The organism is Stappia sp. WLB 29 (assembly GCF_023507705.1).
In the GTDB taxonomy this organism is placed as follows: domain Bacteria; phylum Pseudomonadota; class Alphaproteobacteria; order Rhizobiales; family Stappiaceae; genus Stappia.
On the sequence record NZ_JALBGD010000009.1, the window covers coordinates 161,058 to 179,471 of the forward strand.

Here is an 18,414-nt window from a genome sequence, read left to right on the forward strand (position 1 = left end):
GGTCGCGGGTTCAGCCCCGGCCGCGATAGGGCGGCACGCCCTGGTCGGGGATCCACACGTCGGCGGGCGCCGGGCCGGTCTGATAGAAGACGTCGATGGGAATGCCGCCGCGCGGATACCAGTAGCCGCCGATGCGCAGCCAGTCCGGCGCCAGGAGGTCGACGAGCCGCCGGCCTATGCTGACCGTGCAATCCTCGTGGAAGGCGCCGTGGTTGCGGAACGAGGTGAGGTAGAGCTTCAGCGACTTGCTCTCCACCAGCCAGCCGGCCGGCAGGTAGTCGATGACCAGATGCGCGAAATCGGGCTGGCCGGTCATCGGGCAGAGGGAGGTGAATTCCGGCGCGGTGAAGCGCACGGCATAGCGCACGTCCGGCTGCGGATTGGGCACCCGCTCGAGAACCGCCTGCTCCGGGCTGGCCGGGATCTCGGTCGCGCTGCCGAGCTGGGTCAGGCCGGAATAGATACCCTTGTCGCTCATCGCACACCGTCCGTCGCTAGAATGCCGCAAGGCGCCTCCTGTAGCACCGCATGCCGGACGCGGCAAACGGGTCGGGGCTCAGCCCGCTTCCCAGTCGATCAATTCCGCATGCGGCTCGAACAACGAGGCGAGTTGATCCACAGTGATCACATCCGCCATCAGGTCCTTAATCGGCTGGGAAAAGAACCGGGGCTCGGGCTCAATAAGGTCGACACTATTGTGCTGCAGGAACAGGGAAGCAGCCAGAAAGCAGACGCGCTTGTTGCCGTCGCCAAAGGCATGCGCCTTGCCGATGCCGAACGCATGCTCGGCCGCCAAGATCATCAGGTCGCTCTGATACTCGAACGCCCACTTGTTCCTGGCGCGATAGAGGCCAGCCTCAAGGTCGCCGATCTTGTGGGGATAGAGCTCGATGAAATGGCCGGGAAATTCCGCCTCTATCGCCCGGACGATGACGTCGATGTCCTGAAGCGTGAGCCATGTCGGCTCGATCATTCGCCGAGCGCCTTAAGGGTCTCGGCGAAACGCTTCACATCCCGGCGGACGATCTCCTCGCTGGATCGGCGCGGTGCACCGTCCTTGCGGGCCCGCAGGACCTCCTCCGCGCTGAACTTCGGCGCAACGCGGTCGTCGCCGTCGCGGGCCTTGCCCGGACGCTCCTCGACCTTGGGATCGTGAGCCATCGTTGCACCTCGTTGGCTGGCGGATGCCGTATCCGCAGGACCATCTTACGCCCGCGCCCGAAAGAACCGCAAGAACGCGACCATCTCTTGAATATGGGACGGGGTCAGGGCACCGACCAGGGCGGGACGCGGAAGATCTCGACCAGATAGTCGATGAAGAGGCGCGCGCGCGGCAAAAGCTGGCGCTCGGGCAGGTAGACCGCGTGGAAGGCGGTGTCGTCGCGCACCTGATACTCGCTCAGCAAGGGCACCAGGTCGCCGCGCGCGATGGCGGGATTGGCCAGATGCTCGGCCATGCGCATGACGCCGTGGCCGGCAAGGCAGATCTGCACCAGCGACAGGCCGTTGGCGCTGCGGAAATCGCCCTCCACCGCCACGGTCTCGACGGTGCCGTCCATCAGGAACGGCCAACGGTTGAGATGGCCGCGCCGGCCCTCCCACATCAGGCAGTTGGCGCGGGAAAGGTCGCGCGGATGCGCGATGGGCCCGTGCGCGGCGAGATAGGCGGGCGCTGCGACGACGACCCGCTGCAGGTCGCAGAGCTTGCGGCTCATCAGCGAGGAATCCTCCAGCCGCCCCATGCGCACGGCGACGTCGATGTTTTCCTCGATGAGATTGGCGAAGCGGTCGGTCAGCGACAGGGCGAGGGTCAGCCCCGGATGCCGCTTCAGGAAGTCGGGAATGCGCGGCACGATCTGGTCGGTGCCGAAAGCGATGGGTGCGCTGACGCGCAGCTCGCCGGCGGCCGCCCGCGTGGCGGAGGACACCTCCCCTTCCGCCGCCTCCACCGTGTCGATGGCGCGCACGCAGGCCTCGAAATAGGTCTGCCCCTCGTCGGTGAGCCGGTGGCCGCGGGTCGAGCGGTGCAGCAGCTTGACGCCGAGCCGCTTTTCCAGCCCCGAAACGCTCTGGCTGACGAAGGGCTGGCTGACGCGCAGCATGTCGGCGGCATGGCGGAAGCCCCCCGCCTCGACGACCGCGCGGAACACCCGCATTTCCAGCAGACGATTGTCCTTCATGCCCCGTCCATGTCTCCCTCGCCGCCCCCCCTCGGGCAGCGGGCCAGACTAGCAAGGCGGGCGGGCGGCGTCAGCCGGGGGACAAAAAAAGACGGCCGGGCGCACGGGACGCACCGGCCGCTGGAAGCGGGGCAAAACAGGGCAGACACTCGTCAGTCGAACAGGCGTCAGCCGAACATGCGTCAGTCGAACATGTCCGGGCAATCCTGGACCAGCTGGTCCCAGATGGTCTGGAAATGCAGCCAGCCGATATATTCGCTGCCGACATGCTCGCGGCTGTAGCGGGCGCGGTCCTCGCGGATGTAGATCGGCGGGATGCCGGCGGCGGCAATCGCCAGCTGCTGCTGGCAGCAGCGCTCCAGCGCGATGAACCAGAAGGCCGCCGCCTCGATGCTGTGGCGGCTCGCCGTCAGCAGGCCGTGGTTCTGGTGGATCGCCGCCTTGACGCCCTTGAAGGCCGCCGCGACGTTGGACCCGGCATGGTTCTCGACCGCGACCGCACCGGCCTCGTCGCCGATGATGACATGGTCCTCGAAGAAGGCGCAGGCATCCTGGGTGATCGGCTCGATGGGCCGGCCGAGCGCGGCATAGGCGGTGCCGTAGACCGTATGCGCATGGCACATGGCGATGATGTCGGGATGCGCCTCGTGCACATTGGCATGCAGCACGAAGCCGGCCCGGTTCACCGCATGGGTGCCCTCGATGACGTTGCCCTCGTGGTCGACGAGGATCAGGTTCGACATCTTCACCTTGTCGAAGTGGATCGCCATCGGGTTGGTCCAGTAGAGCTCCGGACGCTCCGGATCGCGCACCGTCAGGTGGCCGGCGAAACCGTAGTCGAAGCCCTGCCGGGCGAAGGCGCGGCAGGCGCCGACCAGGCGCTCCTTGCGGTGGCGGCGCTCGTCCTCGACGCTCTCGAACGAGGGCTCGTACGGAAAGATCAGGCCTTCCTGCTCCGGCTGGTAGATCGAAACCCGTCCCTTGAGATCCAGCATGTCGTTCCCTCCTGAAGGCCGGCGCAATCCCGGCTCGCATATCTCCCCTTCTGGCTCGCATGCCCGCCGGAACGGGTCAATTCCGCCCCGGTGATAACTGTTATCGCCCTCACACGAGGGCGAGCGTCAGGTAGGGAAACAGCGCGATCAGCGCGAGCGAGCCGAGCATGACCAGCATGAAGGGCACGGTACCGAGGAAGATCTGCTCCACGCCGACGCTCGGGTCGGCCAACGTGTTGTGCACCGTGAAGACGGATATGCCGAAGGGCGGCGTCAAGAGCCCGATCTCCACCGCGATGACGGTGACGATGCCGAAATGGATCAGATCGAAGCCCATCGACTGGGCGATGGGGGCGGCGATCGGCACCATGATCAGCAGGATCGAGCTGCTGTCGAGGATCATGCCGAGCAGCAGCAGCAGCACGACATAGAGCATGAGGAAGCCGTAAGGGCCGAAGCCGCTCATGCGCACCACGTCGCCGATGGCGTTGGGAATGCCGGCGACCGACAGCATGCGGCTGTAGAAGCCGGCCGCGATCAGCAGGATCAGGATGCCGACGGAGACCGTGCCGGTCTGTTTCAGGACCTCCCAGATGCGGTGGCGGTCGAGCTTGCGGCGGGCGAGCGCGATGACCAGCGCGCCGAAGGCGCCGACGCCGCCGGCCTCCGTCGGGGTGAAGAAACCGCTGTAGAGGCCGCCGAGCACGAGGATGACGAGCATCAGGATCGGCAGCAGCTTGACCGCGATCTCGCGCCCGCCCATCTCGCGCTCCCGGGTGGCCACACGCGCGGCGGCGGAGGCATCGGTGAAGACGAAGCCGGGGCGGAAGCGGGCGAGCAGCATGATCACCGCGACGAAGCCGAGGGCGAGCATCACACCGGGAACGACGCCGGCGACGAACATGCGGCCGATGGAGACCTCGGCGAGCACGCCGTAGATGATCAGGAGCAGGCTCGGCGGGATCAGCATGCCGAGGACGGAACTGCCGGCGACGGTGCCGGCGGAAAAGCCCGCGCGGTAGCCGTGGCGGCGCATCTCCGGCACCGCGACGCGGGTGAAGACGGCGGCCGAGGCGATGGAGACGCCGGTGACGGCGGCGAAGACCGTGTTGGCGGCGACGGTGGCAACCCCGAGCCCGCCGGCGATACGCCGCAGCAGGCTCTCGGCCACCTCGAACGTGTCGCGCCCGACATTGGAGACGCTGACGAGAAGCCCCATCAGCACGAAGAGCGGAATGGTGGCGAAGAGATAGTCGGCGATGCCGTTATAGGCGGTGATCGACAGGAGCCGCATGGCGAGCTCGAAATTGTCGCGGATGATCCACACGCCGGCAAAGGCGACGGCGAACAGCGCCACCGCGATCTGCATGCCCAGAAGCACCAGGAAGATGAGCGCGGCGATCAGCAGGACGCCGATGGTCAGGGCGGTCATGGACGGGCCTTCCGGTAGGCAGAAAGATGCGAGACGGCGACCGCGAGATAGGCGGCGACGGCAAAGCCCGAGCCGATCACGATGATGGCGCGGAACGGCAGGGTGGGAATGGTGAAGACGCCCTGGACGCCGAAATACTCGCTGCCGCGCCAGGCGCCGACCGTATCCGGCCAGGCGGAATAGAGGATCGCCAGGAAGACGGCGGCGCCGACCAGCGAGAACAGCGCGTCGACCAGCGCCATCAGGCGGGGCGTCGCGCGCTCCAGCCCGCGCACGAAGAAGTCGGCCCGGGTCATGCGGCCGCTGAGAATGGCGGATGAGACCTGCAGGAAGACGATGGCGACGACCGAGCGGGCGCAGACCTCGGCAACGCCGGTGATCGGGGCGTCGAGCAGGTTGCGGCCGACGACATCGGCGACGATGGCCAGCATCATCGCGAAGATCCACACGGTGCCGACGGCGGCCAGCGCATTGGCGGCGAGCCCCAGCAGGCCGCCGCTCGCCGGCGGCGTACCCGCCTCGCCGGCCTCCAGGTCGATTTCCTCAGCCATCGTCTCCCCCGCTGGCTTTTCGCGCGATGCGTCCTGCCCGGCAAGCAAGTCCCGCCCGGCAGGAGGCCGGGCGGGACGGTCAGTGCGGCATCAAGATATTACAAACCTTCGTCCCATGCGCGCAGCGGCTCGACACCGCGCTCGCGCAGGGCCGCGAAATAGGCCTTGAGCACGGTCCTGGCCGCATCGCCGCCGGTCTCCAGCCAGGGCTCGACGATGTTCGGCAGGTTGTTCACCCACTTGCGCTTCTCCTCCTCGGGAAGCTCGCGGATCTCCAGGCCCGCCGCCTGCATCTCGGCGATGGCGGTGGTCGCCTTCTCCGTCACATAGGCGCCGTGACGCTTGGAGGTCTCCTTGCCGGCGGCGCGGAAAGCTGCCTGCACGTCCTCCGGCAGACCGTCGAAGAAGGTCTTGTTGACGGCGATGCCGCCGAAATACATCGAGCCGATGCCGACGCGGGTGAGCTTCGGCGCGACCTCGTAGACGCGGGTCGGCAGGATGCCCGAGGCGAAGGACAGCGTGCCCTCGGTCACGCCGGTCTGGATGTTGGTGTAGTAGGTGGTCAGCGCGCCGTCGACGGGCGTTGCGCCGGTGTCGCGCAGCCAGTTGGCCGAGGTGCCCGGCGCGTTCAGCTTGCGGTTCTGCAGGTCGGCGAGGCTGTTCACCTCGAACGTGGCGTAGATGTCGTAGCTGTCGGTGATCAGCGACGACAGGTGCACCATGTTCTGCTCGGCCCAGCTGTCGCGCAGCTCGGGGAGCTCGTCGGTGAGCTTGTCGAAGATCTCGATCAGCAGCTCGTGGTCGCCGGTGGCGAAGGGCGTGAAGTAGGTGACGTTCTGGAGCGGCATGGTGGCGCCCTCCCAGACCGTGCCGACCATGCCGACATCGACGATGCCGTCGCGCACCGCCTCGCGGGTGTCGGTGAACTTGTAGAGCGTGCCGCCGTAGGATTCGACCCAGTTGATCTTGTACTCGCCCTTTTCGGCGAGCAGGCGGTCGACCTCCGGCTGGAAGCCGTTCTTCATCGCCCAGGCCCAGATATTGGCCTCCGGATGGCTGGAGCCGATGTTGACGGTGATGGTCTGCTGGGCGCTGGCCGGAACGGCGAAGACCGTCCCCGCAAGCGCGGCTGCCACGATGAGATGCTTGAACTTCATGGTCTTCCTCCCCAGTTCGGCCCCGCCAGCGGACGGGGCCCGGCACCCTTGAGGGCGCGTTACACGGTCCCGAGCGCCGCCAGGATCCTGGCCGGCGTGAAGGGCATTTCGGTCACCCGCCCCCCCAGCGGGCGCAAAGCGTCGTTGATGGCGTTCATCACGGCCGCCGGCGCGCCTGCGGTGCCGGCCTCGCCCGCGCCCTTGGCGCCGAGCACCGACTCCTTCGTCGGCGTCTCCACATGGCCGATGACCATGTCCGGCATCTCCGCCGCCATGGGCACCAGATAGTCCGCCATGTTGGCATTGAGCAGCTGGCCGTCCTCGTCGTAGTGGCACTCCTCGTAGAGCGCCCCGCCGATGCCTTGGACGATGCCGCCGCGGATCTGCTCGTCGACCAGCTGCGGGTTGATCACCCGGCCGCAATCCTCGACGCACCAATGCTTCAGCAGCTTGACGAAGCCCGTCTCCGTGTCGACCTCGAGATAGCTCGCCTGCACGCCGTTGGTGAAGGCGAAGGGATAGTCCGAGGTGATGAAGTGGCGGGTCTGCACCAGCTCGCGCGGCAGGCCCTTGGGCAGCGTGTCGCCGCGGAAATAGACGATGCGGCCGAGCTCCTCCAGCGGCATGCGGGCCTCGCCCGTGGCCTTGTCGGCGACCGCACCGTCGACGATGTCCAGCCCCTCGGCCGAGGCCTGCAGCATGGAGGCCGCGACGGTGAGGATGCTCTCCTTCAGCGCAAGGCCGGCCTGAAGCGCCGCCTCGCCGCCGATGCCGGCGCCGCGCGAGGCCCAGGTGCCCCCGCCATAGGGCGTCGTCTGGGTGTCGCCGGTGATCACCTTGACCCGCCCGACCGGCACGCCGACCGCCTCGGCAACCACCTGCGCCAGCATCGCCTCGGTGCCCTGGCCCTGCTCGGTGACGCCCGACATGGCGACGACGCTGCCGTCCGGGTCCATGCGCACGGTGCAGCCGTCCTGCGCCGAGATGCGCGCACCGCCGATGCCGTACATGAACGGGCTGGGATTGGTCAGCTCGATGAAGCTGGCGATGCCGATGCCGCGATAAATGCCCTTCTCGCGCAGCGCCGCCTGCTCGGCACGAAGCCCGTCGTAATCCATCAGCTCCAGCAGCTTGGCGAGCGAGGCGTGATGCGACAGGCCCTCGAAGCGCATGTTGGCCGGCGAAGTGTAGGGATAGGCATCGTCCTTGATCAGGTTGCGACGGCGGATCTCGACCGGATCCATGCCCAGCGCCTCTGCCGCGAAGTCGACGAGCCCTTCCGTGATCGCCGCGGCGATGGGATGGCCGACGGCCCGGTACTGGCAGGTCGGCGTCTTGTTCTGCAGCACGACGGTGGTGCGGGCGCGGTAGGCGGCGAAGTCGTAGGGGCCGCCGCACAGGTTGACCACCTGGTTGCCCTCGATGGCCGAGGTGCGCGGATAGACCGAGTAGGGGCCGATGCCGGTCCAGTCGTCGACGTCGATGGCGAGGATCTTCCCCTCGCCGTCGATGGCGATGCGCGCGTCGATCTCGTGGTCGCGGGCATGGATGTCGGTGGTGAAGCTCTCGATCCGGTCGGCGATGAACTTGACCGGCCGGCCCATCGCCTTGGCGATCGCCGCCGTCGCCATCTCGTCCGGATAGACATGGACCTTGATGCCGTAGGAGCCGCCGACATCGCCGCAGATCACCCGGACCTTGCCCTCGGGCAGGTCGAGATGGCGGGCGATGATGCTCTGCATCATGTGCGGCGCCTGGGTGGAGTGATGGACGGTCATCTGGCCTTCGGCCGGATTGTAGTCGGCAAGGATCGAGCGCGGCTCCAGGCAGACGCCGGTGTGGCGGCCGGTCTTGAAGCTGGCCTCGACCACCGTGTGCGCCTCGGCGAAGACCGTGTCGACCTCGCCCTGCTCGTGCAGACGGCGGAAGGTGAGATTGTCGCCGAGATCGGGATGGATGAGCGGCGTCGCCGCGTCGAGCGCGGTGCGGATGTCGGTGACGACGGGCAGCGGATCGTACTCCACCTCCACCAGCGCCGCCCCGTCCTCGGCCGCCGCGCGGCTGTCGGCGACGACGGCGACGACCGCCTCGCCGGTCCAGGTGACACGGTCGACGGCGAGCGCGTGCTGCGGCGCCGACTTCAGCCCCTTGAGATGGGCGAGCACCGCCACCCAGGGCGTGCAATGCTCGGCAAGCTCGGTGCCGGTGAAGATGCGGCGCACGCCGCGCACGGCGGCAGCCTCCTGCGTGTCCACCGACAGGATGCGCGCATGGGCGTGGGGGCTGCGGACGAAGGCGACATGCAGCATGCGCGGCAGCACGATGTCGTCGACATAACGGCCGCGCCCTTCCACCAGGCGGCGGGCATTGGGGCGGGGAACCGTGCGGCCGATATAGCTGTTGGGCCGGTCGGGATTGCCGAAATTGATGGTCATGCCGAGACCTCCTCGCCCCGCGCGCGGGCCCCCGCGACGGTCTCGATGGCATCGACGACCGCCTCGTAGCCGGTGCAGCGGCAGTAATTGCCGGAAATGTGCTCGCGGATCGCCACGCGGCTCGGCTGCCCGCCCTGCGCAAGGATGTCGGCGGCGGCGAACAGCATGCCCGGCGTGCAGAAGCCGCATTGCAGGGCGTTGCGCTCGACGAAGGCGGCCTGCAGGTCGGCAAGCGCGCCGGTCTCGGTCAGGCCCTCGACGGTCCAGACCTCGGCGCCGTCGAGCTGGGCAGCCAGCATCAGGCAGCCGCGCACGATCTCGCCGTCGACCTGCAGCGTGCAGGCCCCGCACACCCCGTGCTCGCAGCCCGCATGAGCGCCGGTGAGGCCGAGATCGAGGCGGAGGAAGTCGACGAGATGGCGGGAAACGTCGACACGGGCATCGACCGGCTCGCCGTTGACGGTGAGCGAGATGTCGACGCGGGTGGGAAAGCTCTGCGCGGTATCGGACATGTCGGACCTTCAGGAACGTGTCGCGGCAAGGGCGCGGCGCAGCAGCACCCGCGCCAGATGGAGACGGACGGCGGCCGGGGCATGGACGTCGTCGAGCGGCTGCAGGTCGCCCTCAAGCAGCGCGGCCGCTTCGTCCGGCGAGGCGCCGCGGTCGATGGCGGCCATCGCGCCGGTGGCCAGGATCGGCGTCGGCCCGACGCCGAAGAAGGCCGCGCGGACACCGGACGGGCGGTCGACCAGGACGATGCCGGCCAGAGCGTAGTCGCCGGACCGGCGCGCCAGCTCCATGGTGGCCTGGCGCTCGCCGGCCACCGCCACCGGCACCTCGACGGCGACGATCATCTCGTCCTCGGCAAGGTCGGTGGTGAACAGGTCGACGAAGAAGTCGCCGGCCCGTACCCGCCGCTCGCCGGCCGGACCGCGCACGACGATCTGCGCATCCAGCGCCAGCATGCAGGCGGGAAGCTCGGCGGCCGGGTCCGCATAAGCGAGCGAGCCGCCGATGGTGCCGCGGTTGCGGATCGCCGCATGGGCGATCAGGGGCGCTGCCTGCGCGATCGCCGGCACATGGCGGGCGACGAGATCGGAGGAAGCAAGCTCCCGGTGGCGGGTCAGGGCGCCGATGCGCAGTTGCTCGCCGACGAGCTCGATGCCCGACAGCTCGGCAACGCCGTTGATGTCGATAAGGGCCGTTTCGCCGGCCAGCCGCAGGTTGAGCGATGCAATGAGGCTCTGCCCGCCGGCAAGGATGCGCGCCTCGCCCCGCGACTGCTCCAGCAGGGAAATGGCGTGCGGAAGATCGTTCGCCCGGATGTACCCGGCCGCTGCGGCTTTCATCTCGATGTCCTCCCCCGCGCCGCCATGCGAGCCGGACCTTCCCCACGGAAAGGCGTGTCCCGGTTCGGCGGCACATTCTTATTGATCAAATGATCTATTGCGTTCAGGGAAATTGCAAGAGAAAACTTGACGGAGCGGTTTCAGCCCTGAACAAGAGGGCTTTCCAGAAATCCTGCCCCGATGAGCGCAGTACGATGACCAAAGCTTCCCCTTCCGCAGGCGACCGCAAGCGCCTGTCCCCCGAAGAGCGACGGGCGATGATCGTGGCCGGCGCGACGGCCTATTTCTCGGAAGTCGGGCTGGAGGGGAACACGCGCGAGCTGTCCAAGCGGCTCGGCGTCACGCAGTCGCTGATCTTCAACTATTTCAGCACCAAGACCGACCTGCTGGAGGCGGTCTACCGGGCGGTCTATCTCGACCGCATCTCGCCGGACTGGCCGGCGCTGATCGCCGACCGCAGCCGCCCGATCCACGACCGGGCGCTGACCTTCTACCGCGAATACACGCAGGCGATCTTCAGCTACGAGTGGATGCGGATCTTCATGTTCTCCGGCCTTGCCGGCGCGGAGCTGAACCGGCGCTACCTGGAACATGTCAGCAGGCTGCTGCTGCGCCCCTTGATGGAGGAGTTCCGCAGTGCCGCTCCCGGCCCGCGCAAGCCGGAGATGGAGGACATCTGGAACCTGCACGGCGGCATCATCTATATCGGCATCCGCCGCTACGTCTATCAGGTCCCCTGCCCCGACGACCAGGACCCGGCGATCCGCGCCGCCGTCGGCCGCTTCGTCGACGCCTTCGACATTCCGTGCGAGCAGGCCTGCCAGACAGTGCCCAGCCTGCCGGACGGCAAGGCTCAGGCGAACGCCGACATCACCACCAGGTAGATGACGATGAACAGCGGCGGCACGCCGAGATAGGCGTCGCCGAACAGGAACAGCTTCAGCAGGAAGAACAGGAAGGCCGAGTAGAGGCACACGGCGAAGGGCATCAGGAAGCCCGGCGTGATCGGCGCCGTGAGCGCCACCAGCGGGTCGGTCAGCTTGCGCAGCACCACGAAGAAGGTGAGATCGCGGTCCGAGCCGACGAAGAACTCCAGCACCCCGCGCGAGAACAGGAAGGCGGCAAGCCCGGTCAGCGCATAGGTCCCGCCCAGAAAGATCGCCACATTGGCGGGAGCGCCGGCGATCAGGAAGGTGACGAGGGCGAGCAGATAGGTGGCGATGAGCAGAAGAATGCCACCGAACGCGGAAGCTGGCATGAATGTCCGTCCCTTCGAGGATAAAAAAGCGCAGGGCCCGTGGGCCCTGCGCCATGATCTATAGCCGCTTTGTCAGTGGCCTTGAACCATCATCGTGCCGCCCTTGGGCAGGCGCAGACGGTCCACGAAGTCCTGCATCTCCTGACTGGGTTCGGGCGTGATCAGCGACACCACATAGGTGACGAGGAACGCGACCGGGACACCGAAGACGCCGGCGGAGATCGACGCCACGCCGAACCACGAGATCTCGTCGCCCGTGCCCTTGACGAAGTCGAAGCCGTAGACGTTGCCGATCAGGTAGTACATCGTGGTCAGGAAGCCCGCGGCCATGCCGAGGATGCCGCCCATCGTCGTCGTCCGCTTCCACCACACGCCCATGACGAGCGGGGCGAAGAGGCCGGCCGCGGCGATCGAGAACGCCCACGCCACCATCGACAGGATGTCGGACGGCTTGGTGCGCGCCAGGAAGGCCGCCGCGAGCGCGACCACCACAAGCAGGATCTTGGCGACCAGCAGGCGGCGCTTGGCGTCGGCCTTGGGGTCGATCATCTTGTAGTAGACGTCGTGCGACAGGGCATTGGCGATGGCCAACAGCAGTCCGTCGGCGGTCGAGAGCGCCGCGGCGAAACCGCCGGCACCGACGAGACCGACGACCCAGATCGGCATGCCGGCGATCGACGGGGTCGACAGCACGATCATGTCGTTGTTGAGCGCCAGTTCCGAGTACGGGAAGCCGGTGGCGAAACCCTTGGCCTCGCAGGCCGCCTGGATCGCCGCAACGGTTTCCGCCTTGACGCCGCAGATCGTCACGAGCTGGTGGCCCGCGATCGATCCCCACTGGATCATCCACTGCGGGATCGCGGAGAAGGCGAGCTGGTAGTTCGCCTCCGCCCCGGCGCCCACGAAGAGACCCATCAGGTTGAACTTCGAGAAGGCCGCATAGGCGGGTGCCGTGAAGTACAGCAGGAAGATGAAGAACAGCGACCAGCCGACCGACTTGCGCGCCTCACGAACCGTCGGGGTCGTGAAGAAGCGCATGAGGATGTGCGGCAGCGAGGCCGTGCCCACCATCAGGCAGAAGATCAGGAAGAAGTAGTCCATCGCGCTGTAGGTCTGGAAGGGAACCACATAGGGCTTGGCAACCTCCAGGAGCCGCTCGTACTCCGCGATCTGCGACAGCGCACCGCCATAGGTCAGCTGCGGCACCGGAATGCCGAACTGCACGGTGGACATCCAGATCGCCGGCAGCAGATAGGCGACGATCAGCACGATGTACTGCGCCACCTGCGTCCAGGTCACCGCCTTCATGCCGCCCAGCATCGAGCACACGAGAATGCCCGCAAGACCCGCGAAGACCGCATAGCGGAAGTCGATGCCCAGGAACTGCGAGGCGATGATGCCCGAGGCGTAGACCTGGGCCGTGATGTAGGTGAACGAGCAGCAGAACAGCACGACGATGCCGACGAGGCGCGCCATGTTGCCGCCGTAGCGGGTGCCCAGGAAGTCCGGAACGGTATAGGCGCCGAACTTGCGCAGGTAGGGTGCGAGAAGCACGGCCACCAGCACGTAGCCGCCGGTCCAGCCCAGCACGAAGGCAAGGCCGTCGTAACCCAGCACGAAGAGCGTGCCGGCCATGCCGACGAAGGACGCACCGGACATCCAGTCCGCGCCCGTCGCCATGCCGTTGTAGATGGCAGGCACCGAACGGCCGGCGACGTAGTATTCCGACACCTGCGCGGTTCGCGACATGATGCCGATGAACGCGTAGATGCCGATCGTGGCGGCCATGTACGACCACAGGATGAAGCGGTCGGGCACGCCGATCATGGAGAAGATCGCCATCAGGACGACGAAGGCGGCAAAGCCGCCCACATAGATCCCGTAGATCTTTCCCAGGTTGTCGGTGAAATCACCCTTCATGGAAAGTGCCATTGGATCCTCCCCCCTCAGTCTTCGGCGACGCCGAATTCCTCGTCGATCGCATTCTGGCGCGAAGCGAACCAGAAGATCAGGATGACGAAGACGATGAGCGACCCCTGCGCGGCCATGTAGTAGCCGAGCGGGAAGCCAAGGATCACGACGTTGTTCAACGCCGTCACGAAGAAGTGGATGAAGAAGCCGAAGAACGCCCAGATGGCCAGCGAAACCCACATCAGGTTGCGCGTCTTGGACCAGTGCGCCTCCGCCACTTCCGGTGGCAGTTTCTCGGTCAAAACAAATCCTCCCACTGAATGCACCGTCGGCTGAACGACCTCGGCCAGCCCGGTCTTCCCTGCCCGCAATAATCACAAAGTCTAATAGGGTCCTCCCCGACCTTTTCGCACTAGCAGCATGCGATATATTGCAATGCAGGGGCACTTGCGCCGTCAGGTTATTCTCTCCAATGTAGAAAAGGAAAGTTATCCGAAAGACTAATCACCAGAACCGGGACCAACCGGCCGACCACCAGGGAGAGGCACCAAGTGCTTGATTTGATTGGATCCATCCTGCCCCGACGGCAACGTTCCGACTGGGACTCGGCCGTCGAGGCTATCCGCGCCGGCGCCGCTTTTCTCGCGCAAGGAGCGAGTTATTCGTACTTGCGCGCCCGTTCGCTGCTGGCCGGACCCCGCCTGTTTCAGGACGAGGGATTCGGAATGGCGCTGAAGATCTGCAAATGGGAGGGGTTCGCGGTCGCGGCGCAGGACCTGATCCTGATGATCGAGGCCGAGATCCGCCCCCATCTTCCCGCCGATCCGAACCTGCGCGCCGCCGGTCTTGCCGCGCTCTACCGCGCCGTGCTTGCCGCAGAGGACATGCCCGAGCACCGCACGGAGCGCGGCTGGGCCGACGCGATCGAGGAGTTCGACCGCCGGCTGGAGGTCTACATGGCGAAGCCGCCGCTGAAGCCCGATGCCATCTCCATCGCCACCGCGCTGCGCCTGCTCGACCACGCGCCCATCGACGACGCCGTGCGCGAGGCCGACAAGATGATGGTGGTCAACAACGTCGCCTTCCGCTTCATCGACTACCAGGCGACGCTGCGCAAGCGCATCGACCTCGTCGCCTTCGCCCGCCAGCTCTCCGACAGGATGGTGGCCGTTCCGTGAGCCCGGCGTCGGGTGGAGGCAACGGACACCGCGCCGGCGCGACGCCCCTGATCGCGCTCGACGTGGTCGTGCTCGACACCGAAACCACCGGGCTCGACATCCGCAAGGACCGCATCGTGCAGATCGGCGCGGTGCGCATGGAAGGGGTGGAGGTGCACCCCGAGCAGAACTTCCGCCAGCTCGTCGACCCCGGCATGCCGATCCCGGAGGTCGCCCGCCGCATCCACGGCCTTAGCGAGGACGACGTGAAGGGCCAGCCGGATTTCGCTGAAATCGGCCCGCGGCTGCTGGAATTCATCGGCGATTCCGTCGTCGTCGGCCATTCGATCCATTTCGATCTTGCGGTGCTGCGCCACGAGGCCCACAGGCACGGCATTGCCTGGCGCGAGCCGCGCTCGCTCGACGTGGCACTACTGGCCGCCGGCCTCGACCGAGCGATGATCGACACCTCGCTCGACAGTCTGGCGCTCGGCTTCGGCATCCCCGTGGAGGGCCGCCACACCGCCTATGGCGACGCGCTCGCGACCGCGCGGGTCTATTCCGCGCTGATCCCGAAGCTGCTCGCCAAGGACGTGCGCACGCTGGCCGAGGCCGAGAACCTGTCGCGCAAGCCTGCCGGGCTGATCGCCCGGCAGGAGGAGGCCGGCTGGTTCGAGCGCCCCTCCGAGCGGCCGGACTTTTCCCGCACCGTGCTGCGCTCGGGCAGCCAGCGCGCCATCGACAGCTTCCTCTACCGCCACCGGCTCGGCGAGGTGATGAACAGCCCGCCGATCAGCATCACGCAGGACGCGAGCCTGCACGAGGCGGCGCAGCTGATGGCCGAGCGCGGCATCGGCTGCCTGATCGTCGACCCGCCCGGCGAGGACGGCGAGCCCGGCATCGTCACCGAGCGCGACGTGCTGCACGCGCTCGCCCGCGAGGGCGCGGGCGCCAGCGCGGTACCTGTCGGCCAGGTGATGAGCGCGCCGGTGATCAGCGCGCCGGACGACACGTTCCTCTACCGCGCCCTCGGCCTGATGGCCCGGCACAACCTGCGCTATATCGGCGTCACCGACGGCAGCGGCCGGCTGGCCGGCGTCTTCACCTTACGCACCTTGCTGCGCAAGCGGGCGCTGGCGACGCTGACCGTCGGCGACGAGATCGCGACCGCCGCCCGCCCGCGCGATCTCGCAAGGGTGCAGGCCGCCCTGCCCTCGCTCGCCGCCGGCCTGCTCGCCGACGGCCAGGACGCACGGCAGGTGGCAGCGATCATCGCGGCGGAGGCCCGGGCGATGACGGCCCGCGCGGCGGAACTGGCCGAGGCGGAGCTGATGGCCGCCGGCCACGGCCCGGCGCCGGCCGACTATGCCCTGCTGGTGCTGGGCTCGGGCGGGCGCGGGGAAAGCCTGCTCGCCCCCGACCAGGACAATGCGCTGGTGATCGCCGACGAGTATGCCGGCGATCTCGACGATCCGGACGACTGGTTCGTGCGCTTCGCCGCGCGCATCAACGAGATCCTCGACCGCGCCGGCATCCCCTATTGCAAGGGCGGGGTGATGGCGAAGAACCGGCCCTGGCGGCGACGGCTCGGCGAATGGCTGTCGCAGGCGCGCGACTGGGCCGGCCACCCCTCGCCGCAGGCGCTGCTCAGCGTCGACATCTTCTACGATTTCACGCCCGCGCATGTGTCGGGCAGCGGCGGCAGCCGGCTGGCGGGGCAACTGCGACGGGAGGCCGGCGAGATCGCCCGCGGCTCGCTCTCCATGCTGCGGGCGCTCGGCAATGCCGCCGGCAGCCACGCGCCGCCGCTCGGCCTGTTCGGGCGGATCAAGAAGGACGACACGGGACGCGTCGACCTGAAGACGGGCGGGCTGCTGCCCATCGTTTCGGGTGCGCGCGCCATCGCCCTGCGCCACGGCGTCGCCTCGCTGTCGACGCCCCAGCGCCTGCGCCAGGCGGCGGACAAGGCCGGCCGCTCGCAGGCGGATGCGGACCTCTTGGCCGACATTCACGGCTTCCTGATGCGGCTGATCCTGACCCAGCAGATCGCCGACCTGGAGGCCGGCGTGCCGCCGACCAACCGGGTGCGGCTCGACGCGCTGAGCCACCGCGACCAGGACGAGCTGCGCGAGGCGCTCGGCCGCATCGACCTGATCACCCACATGCTGCAGGACCTGCTGCAGGGGCTGTAAGGCAAAGAGGAAAATTCAGCCGCGCAGGGTCTCCTCTAGTGTGGTGAATTTGAAATACGCCTCACTTTGGCAGCACACCCAGAGCGTATTTCAAATTCGAAAACCACACTAGAAACATAAACTTGCTAGTCACCCTTTTGAATCTGAAGTTCGTTCAGAGCATGCCGTGAAATACGACGAACTTCAGATTCGGGTGACTAGATCGTTCCACACCATCTGCCGCGTCAGCTTGCCCGCCTCGACCTCGAACCGGTCGATGAAACGCACGCCGGAAAAGGCAGTGCCGTCCGGCCATTCGCCCGACAAGGTGCCGAAGCAGAAGACCGCGGCCTCATTGACGCCCAGCGCCGTATCGAAGCCCTCGTAGGTCTTGCGCACGAAGCGGTAGCGGCCCTTGGCCCAGGCGGCAAGCTCCTCGGGCCGGGAAAAGCTGACCCCGCCGGGGAAGGTCATGACGAATCCTTCGGCGAGAAACTCCGAGGCGCGGGCGAGATCGCGGGCCTCCATCGCCTCCAGGAAACCGCGCACCAGCGCTTGCGGATCGGGAGACGGGGCGCCGGGCACGCGGGACGTGCCGCCGCGCATGTAGTTGTCGGGGCGCACCTCCTCGATCGCCACGGTGATTCCCTCCAGCGGCGCGGCCATCGTGCCGCGCACGGCGGCGGTCAGCCGCTCGCCCAGAAGCCGCCGCGTCTCGGCCGGGTAGCCCTCGATCAAGGTCACGCGCACCACTGGCATCCGCCTCTCCTCCCTGTTCTCTGACCCAGTCTTCGGCCCGCCCGCCCCTTCCAAAAACAAGGAAGTTTCGCGAGACTGCACCTAGTTGACATATTGATATAATGACATACCATTATCACACATCAACCGGAAAGAACGGCCGCGCAAGACGGCCGCTCGACAGCGCAAGGCGGGCCCGCACGTGGCAGCGACGAAGTCCCGGAACGGATCGGCGGCAGGCTCGGATGCGGGCAACATGGCAGCGCCCGCCACCAGCGCACTCGACCCCAACGGCCCGGTGCCGCTCTACCACCAGATCTTCCTGATCCTGCGCAACCGCATCTATGGCGGCGACCTTGCCGCCGGCGAACGGGTGCCGAGCGAGCAGGACCTGACGACCGAGTTCGGCGTCTCGCGCATCACCGCCAAGCGCGCCCTGAACGAACTGGCCGATGCCGGCCTCGTCATCCGCGAGCGCGGCCGCGGCACCAGGGTGGTCAACCGTCCCCCCGCCCCGGCCGTCACCTCCTCCATCGAGGGCTGGCTGGAGAACATCTCGCTGATGGGCCAGTCGACCACCGCGCAGGTGCTGTCCTTCGCCTATCCGCCGGCGAGCGAGGAAATCGCCGCCGCGCTCGAGATCGAGCCGGGCACCGAGGTCCAGCGCGCGGTGCGCGTGCGCCGGCTCGAAGGCGAGCCGATGTCCTATCTCGTCACCTATGTGCCCGCCGATATCGGCCGCCAGTACGAGCGCGACGAGTTGAACTCGCAGCCGCTGCTCAACCTGCTGGAGCGCGCCGGCGTCGATGTCGCCTCCGCCCGGCAGACCATCTCGGCGACCGTCGCCGACCCGGACGTCGCCGAGGTCCTGTCCATTCCCGCCGGCTCGCCCCTCATCGAGGTGCGCCGCGTGGTGCGCGACCGGATGGAACGGCCGGTCGAATATATCCGCGTCCTCTATCGGCCGGATCTCTACCGTTTCGAGATGTCCATGCGCCGGGTGCGCGCCGAAAGCGGCCCGCGCTGGACAACGACAAGCTCCTCGCCGGTCCCGGCCGGCGGCGGATAACCAAAATGGGG

At 67.4% G+C, this 18,414-nt stretch carries 19 protein-coding genes; 4 read left to right on the forward strand and 15 right to left on the reverse strand.

Annotated elements, in window-relative coordinates:
- Positions 1-10: 10 nt before the first annotated feature.
- From queF to MNI96_RS17025, 11 genes are all read right to left on the reverse strand, one after another.
- Positions 11-478, reverse strand: a complete 468-nt coding sequence (gene queF, locus MNI96_RS16975; protein WP_249695090.1) for a preQ(1) synthase — start codon at positions 476-478, stop codon at positions 11-13.
- A gap of 78 nt (positions 479-556) precedes the next feature.
- A complete protein-coding gene (locus tag MNI96_RS16980) occupies positions 557-973 on the reverse strand; it encodes a Fic family protein (RefSeq protein WP_249695092.1) in 417 nt (138 codons plus the stop codon).
- Positions 970-1,161 carry a hypothetical protein gene (locus MNI96_RS16985; RefSeq protein ID WP_249695094.1) on the reverse strand — a complete coding sequence of 64 codons (192 nt, stop codon included), beginning with the start codon at positions 1,159-1,161 and terminating at the stop codon, positions 970-972. Before MNI96_RS16985 ends, MNI96_RS16980 begins: the two co-directional genes overlap by 4 nt.
- 104 nt (positions 1,162-1,265) lie before the next feature.
- Positions 1,266-2,180, reverse strand: coding sequence for a LysR family transcriptional regulator (locus tag MNI96_RS16990; RefSeq protein ID WP_249695096.1), 915 nt, complete (start codon positions 2,178-2,180; stop codon positions 1,266-1,268).
- A gap of 182 nt (positions 2,181-2,362) precedes the next feature.
- Positions 2,363-3,175 carry a class II aldolase/adducin family protein gene (locus MNI96_RS16995; RefSeq protein WP_249695098.1) on the reverse strand — a complete coding sequence of 271 codons (813 nt, stop codon included), beginning with the start codon at positions 3,173-3,175 and terminating at the stop codon, positions 2,363-2,365.
- Between the two features lie 109 nt (positions 3,176-3,284).
- A complete protein-coding gene (locus MNI96_RS17000) occupies positions 3,285-4,607 on the reverse strand; it encodes a TRAP transporter large permease (protein ID WP_249695100.1) in 1,323 nt (440 codons plus the stop codon).
- Positions 4,604-5,158, reverse strand: a complete 555-nt coding sequence (locus MNI96_RS17005; RefSeq protein WP_249695102.1) for a TRAP transporter small permease subunit — start codon at positions 5,156-5,158, stop codon at positions 4,604-4,606. The genes MNI96_RS17000 and MNI96_RS17005 overlap by 4 nt, the downstream gene beginning before the upstream one ends.
- Positions 5,159-5,256: 98 nt before the next feature.
- Entirely contained in the window at positions 5,257-6,315 is a 1,059-nt protein-coding gene (locus MNI96_RS17010) for a C4-dicarboxylate TRAP transporter substrate-binding protein (RefSeq protein ID WP_249695103.1), read from the reverse strand.
- A gap of 59 nt (positions 6,316-6,374) precedes the next feature.
- Positions 6,375-8,750, reverse strand: a complete 2,376-nt coding sequence (locus MNI96_RS17015) for a xanthine dehydrogenase family protein molybdopterin-binding subunit (protein WP_249695105.1) — start codon at positions 8,748-8,750, stop codon at positions 6,375-6,377.
- Positions 8,747-9,262, reverse strand: coding sequence for a (2Fe-2S)-binding protein (locus tag MNI96_RS17020; RefSeq protein WP_249695107.1), 516 nt, complete (start codon positions 9,260-9,262; stop codon positions 8,747-8,749). The genes MNI96_RS17015 and MNI96_RS17020 overlap by 4 nt, the downstream gene beginning before the upstream one ends.
- 9 nt (positions 9,263-9,271) lie before the next feature.
- Positions 9,272-10,099 carry an FAD binding domain-containing protein gene (locus tag MNI96_RS17025; protein ID WP_249695109.1) on the reverse strand — a complete coding sequence of 276 codons (828 nt, stop codon included), beginning with the start codon at positions 10,097-10,099 and terminating at the stop codon, positions 9,272-9,274.
- Between the two features lie 194 nt (positions 10,100-10,293).
- Here MNI96_RS17025 and MNI96_RS17030 point away from each other — a divergent pair, with 194 nt between their 5' ends.
- A complete protein-coding gene (locus MNI96_RS17030) occupies positions 10,294-10,983 on the forward strand; it encodes a TetR/AcrR family transcriptional regulator (protein ID WP_249695110.1) in 690 nt (229 codons plus the stop codon).
- Here MNI96_RS17030 and MNI96_RS17035 read toward each other — a convergent pair.
- The 3 genes from MNI96_RS17035 to MNI96_RS17045 form a co-directional block, all read right to left on the reverse strand.
- Positions 10,953-11,357 (reverse strand): hypothetical protein, encoded by a 405-nt coding sequence (locus tag MNI96_RS17035; protein ID WP_249695111.1) that lies wholly within the window; start codon positions 11,355-11,357, stop codon positions 10,953-10,955. The two genes, MNI96_RS17030 and MNI96_RS17035, sit on opposite strands and share 31 nt — an antisense overlap.
- 72 nt (positions 11,358-11,429) lie before the next feature.
- On the reverse strand, positions 11,430-13,289 hold the full coding sequence (locus MNI96_RS17040) for a sodium:solute symporter family protein (protein ID WP_249695112.1): 1,860 nt from the start codon (positions 13,287-13,289) through the stop codon (positions 11,430-11,432).
- Positions 13,290-13,303: 14 nt separating this feature from the next.
- The gene (locus MNI96_RS17045) at positions 13,304-13,570 is read right to left on the reverse strand and encodes a DUF4212 domain-containing protein (RefSeq protein WP_249695113.1); all 267 of its coding nucleotides are present in this window, start codon (positions 13,568-13,570) and stop codon (positions 13,304-13,306) included.
- A gap of 423 nt (positions 13,571-13,993) precedes the next feature.
- Here MNI96_RS17045 and MNI96_RS17050 point away from each other — a divergent pair, with 423 nt between their 5' ends.
- Entirely contained in the window at positions 13,994-14,446 is a 453-nt protein-coding gene (locus MNI96_RS17050) for a hypothetical protein (protein WP_249695114.1), read from the forward strand.
- Positions 14,443-16,617, forward strand: coding sequence for a DUF294 nucleotidyltransferase-like domain-containing protein (locus tag MNI96_RS17055; protein ID WP_249695115.1), 2,175 nt, complete (start codon positions 14,443-14,445; stop codon positions 16,615-16,617). Before MNI96_RS17050 ends, MNI96_RS17055 begins: the two co-directional genes overlap by 4 nt.
- A gap of 183 nt (positions 16,618-16,800) precedes the next feature.
- Here the strand turns inward: MNI96_RS17055 and MNI96_RS17060 are convergent, their stop codons facing one another.
- A complete protein-coding gene (locus MNI96_RS17060; protein WP_249695116.1) occupies positions 16,801-17,355 on the reverse strand; it encodes a tautomerase family protein in 555 nt (184 codons plus the stop codon).
- A gap of 235 nt (positions 17,356-17,590) precedes the next feature.
- Here MNI96_RS17060 and MNI96_RS17065 point away from each other — a divergent pair, with 235 nt between their 5' ends.
- A complete protein-coding gene (locus MNI96_RS17065; RefSeq protein ID WP_249695118.1) occupies positions 17,591-18,403 on the forward strand; it encodes a GntR family transcriptional regulator in 813 nt (270 codons plus the stop codon).
- Positions 18,404-18,414 lie beyond the last annotated feature (11 nt).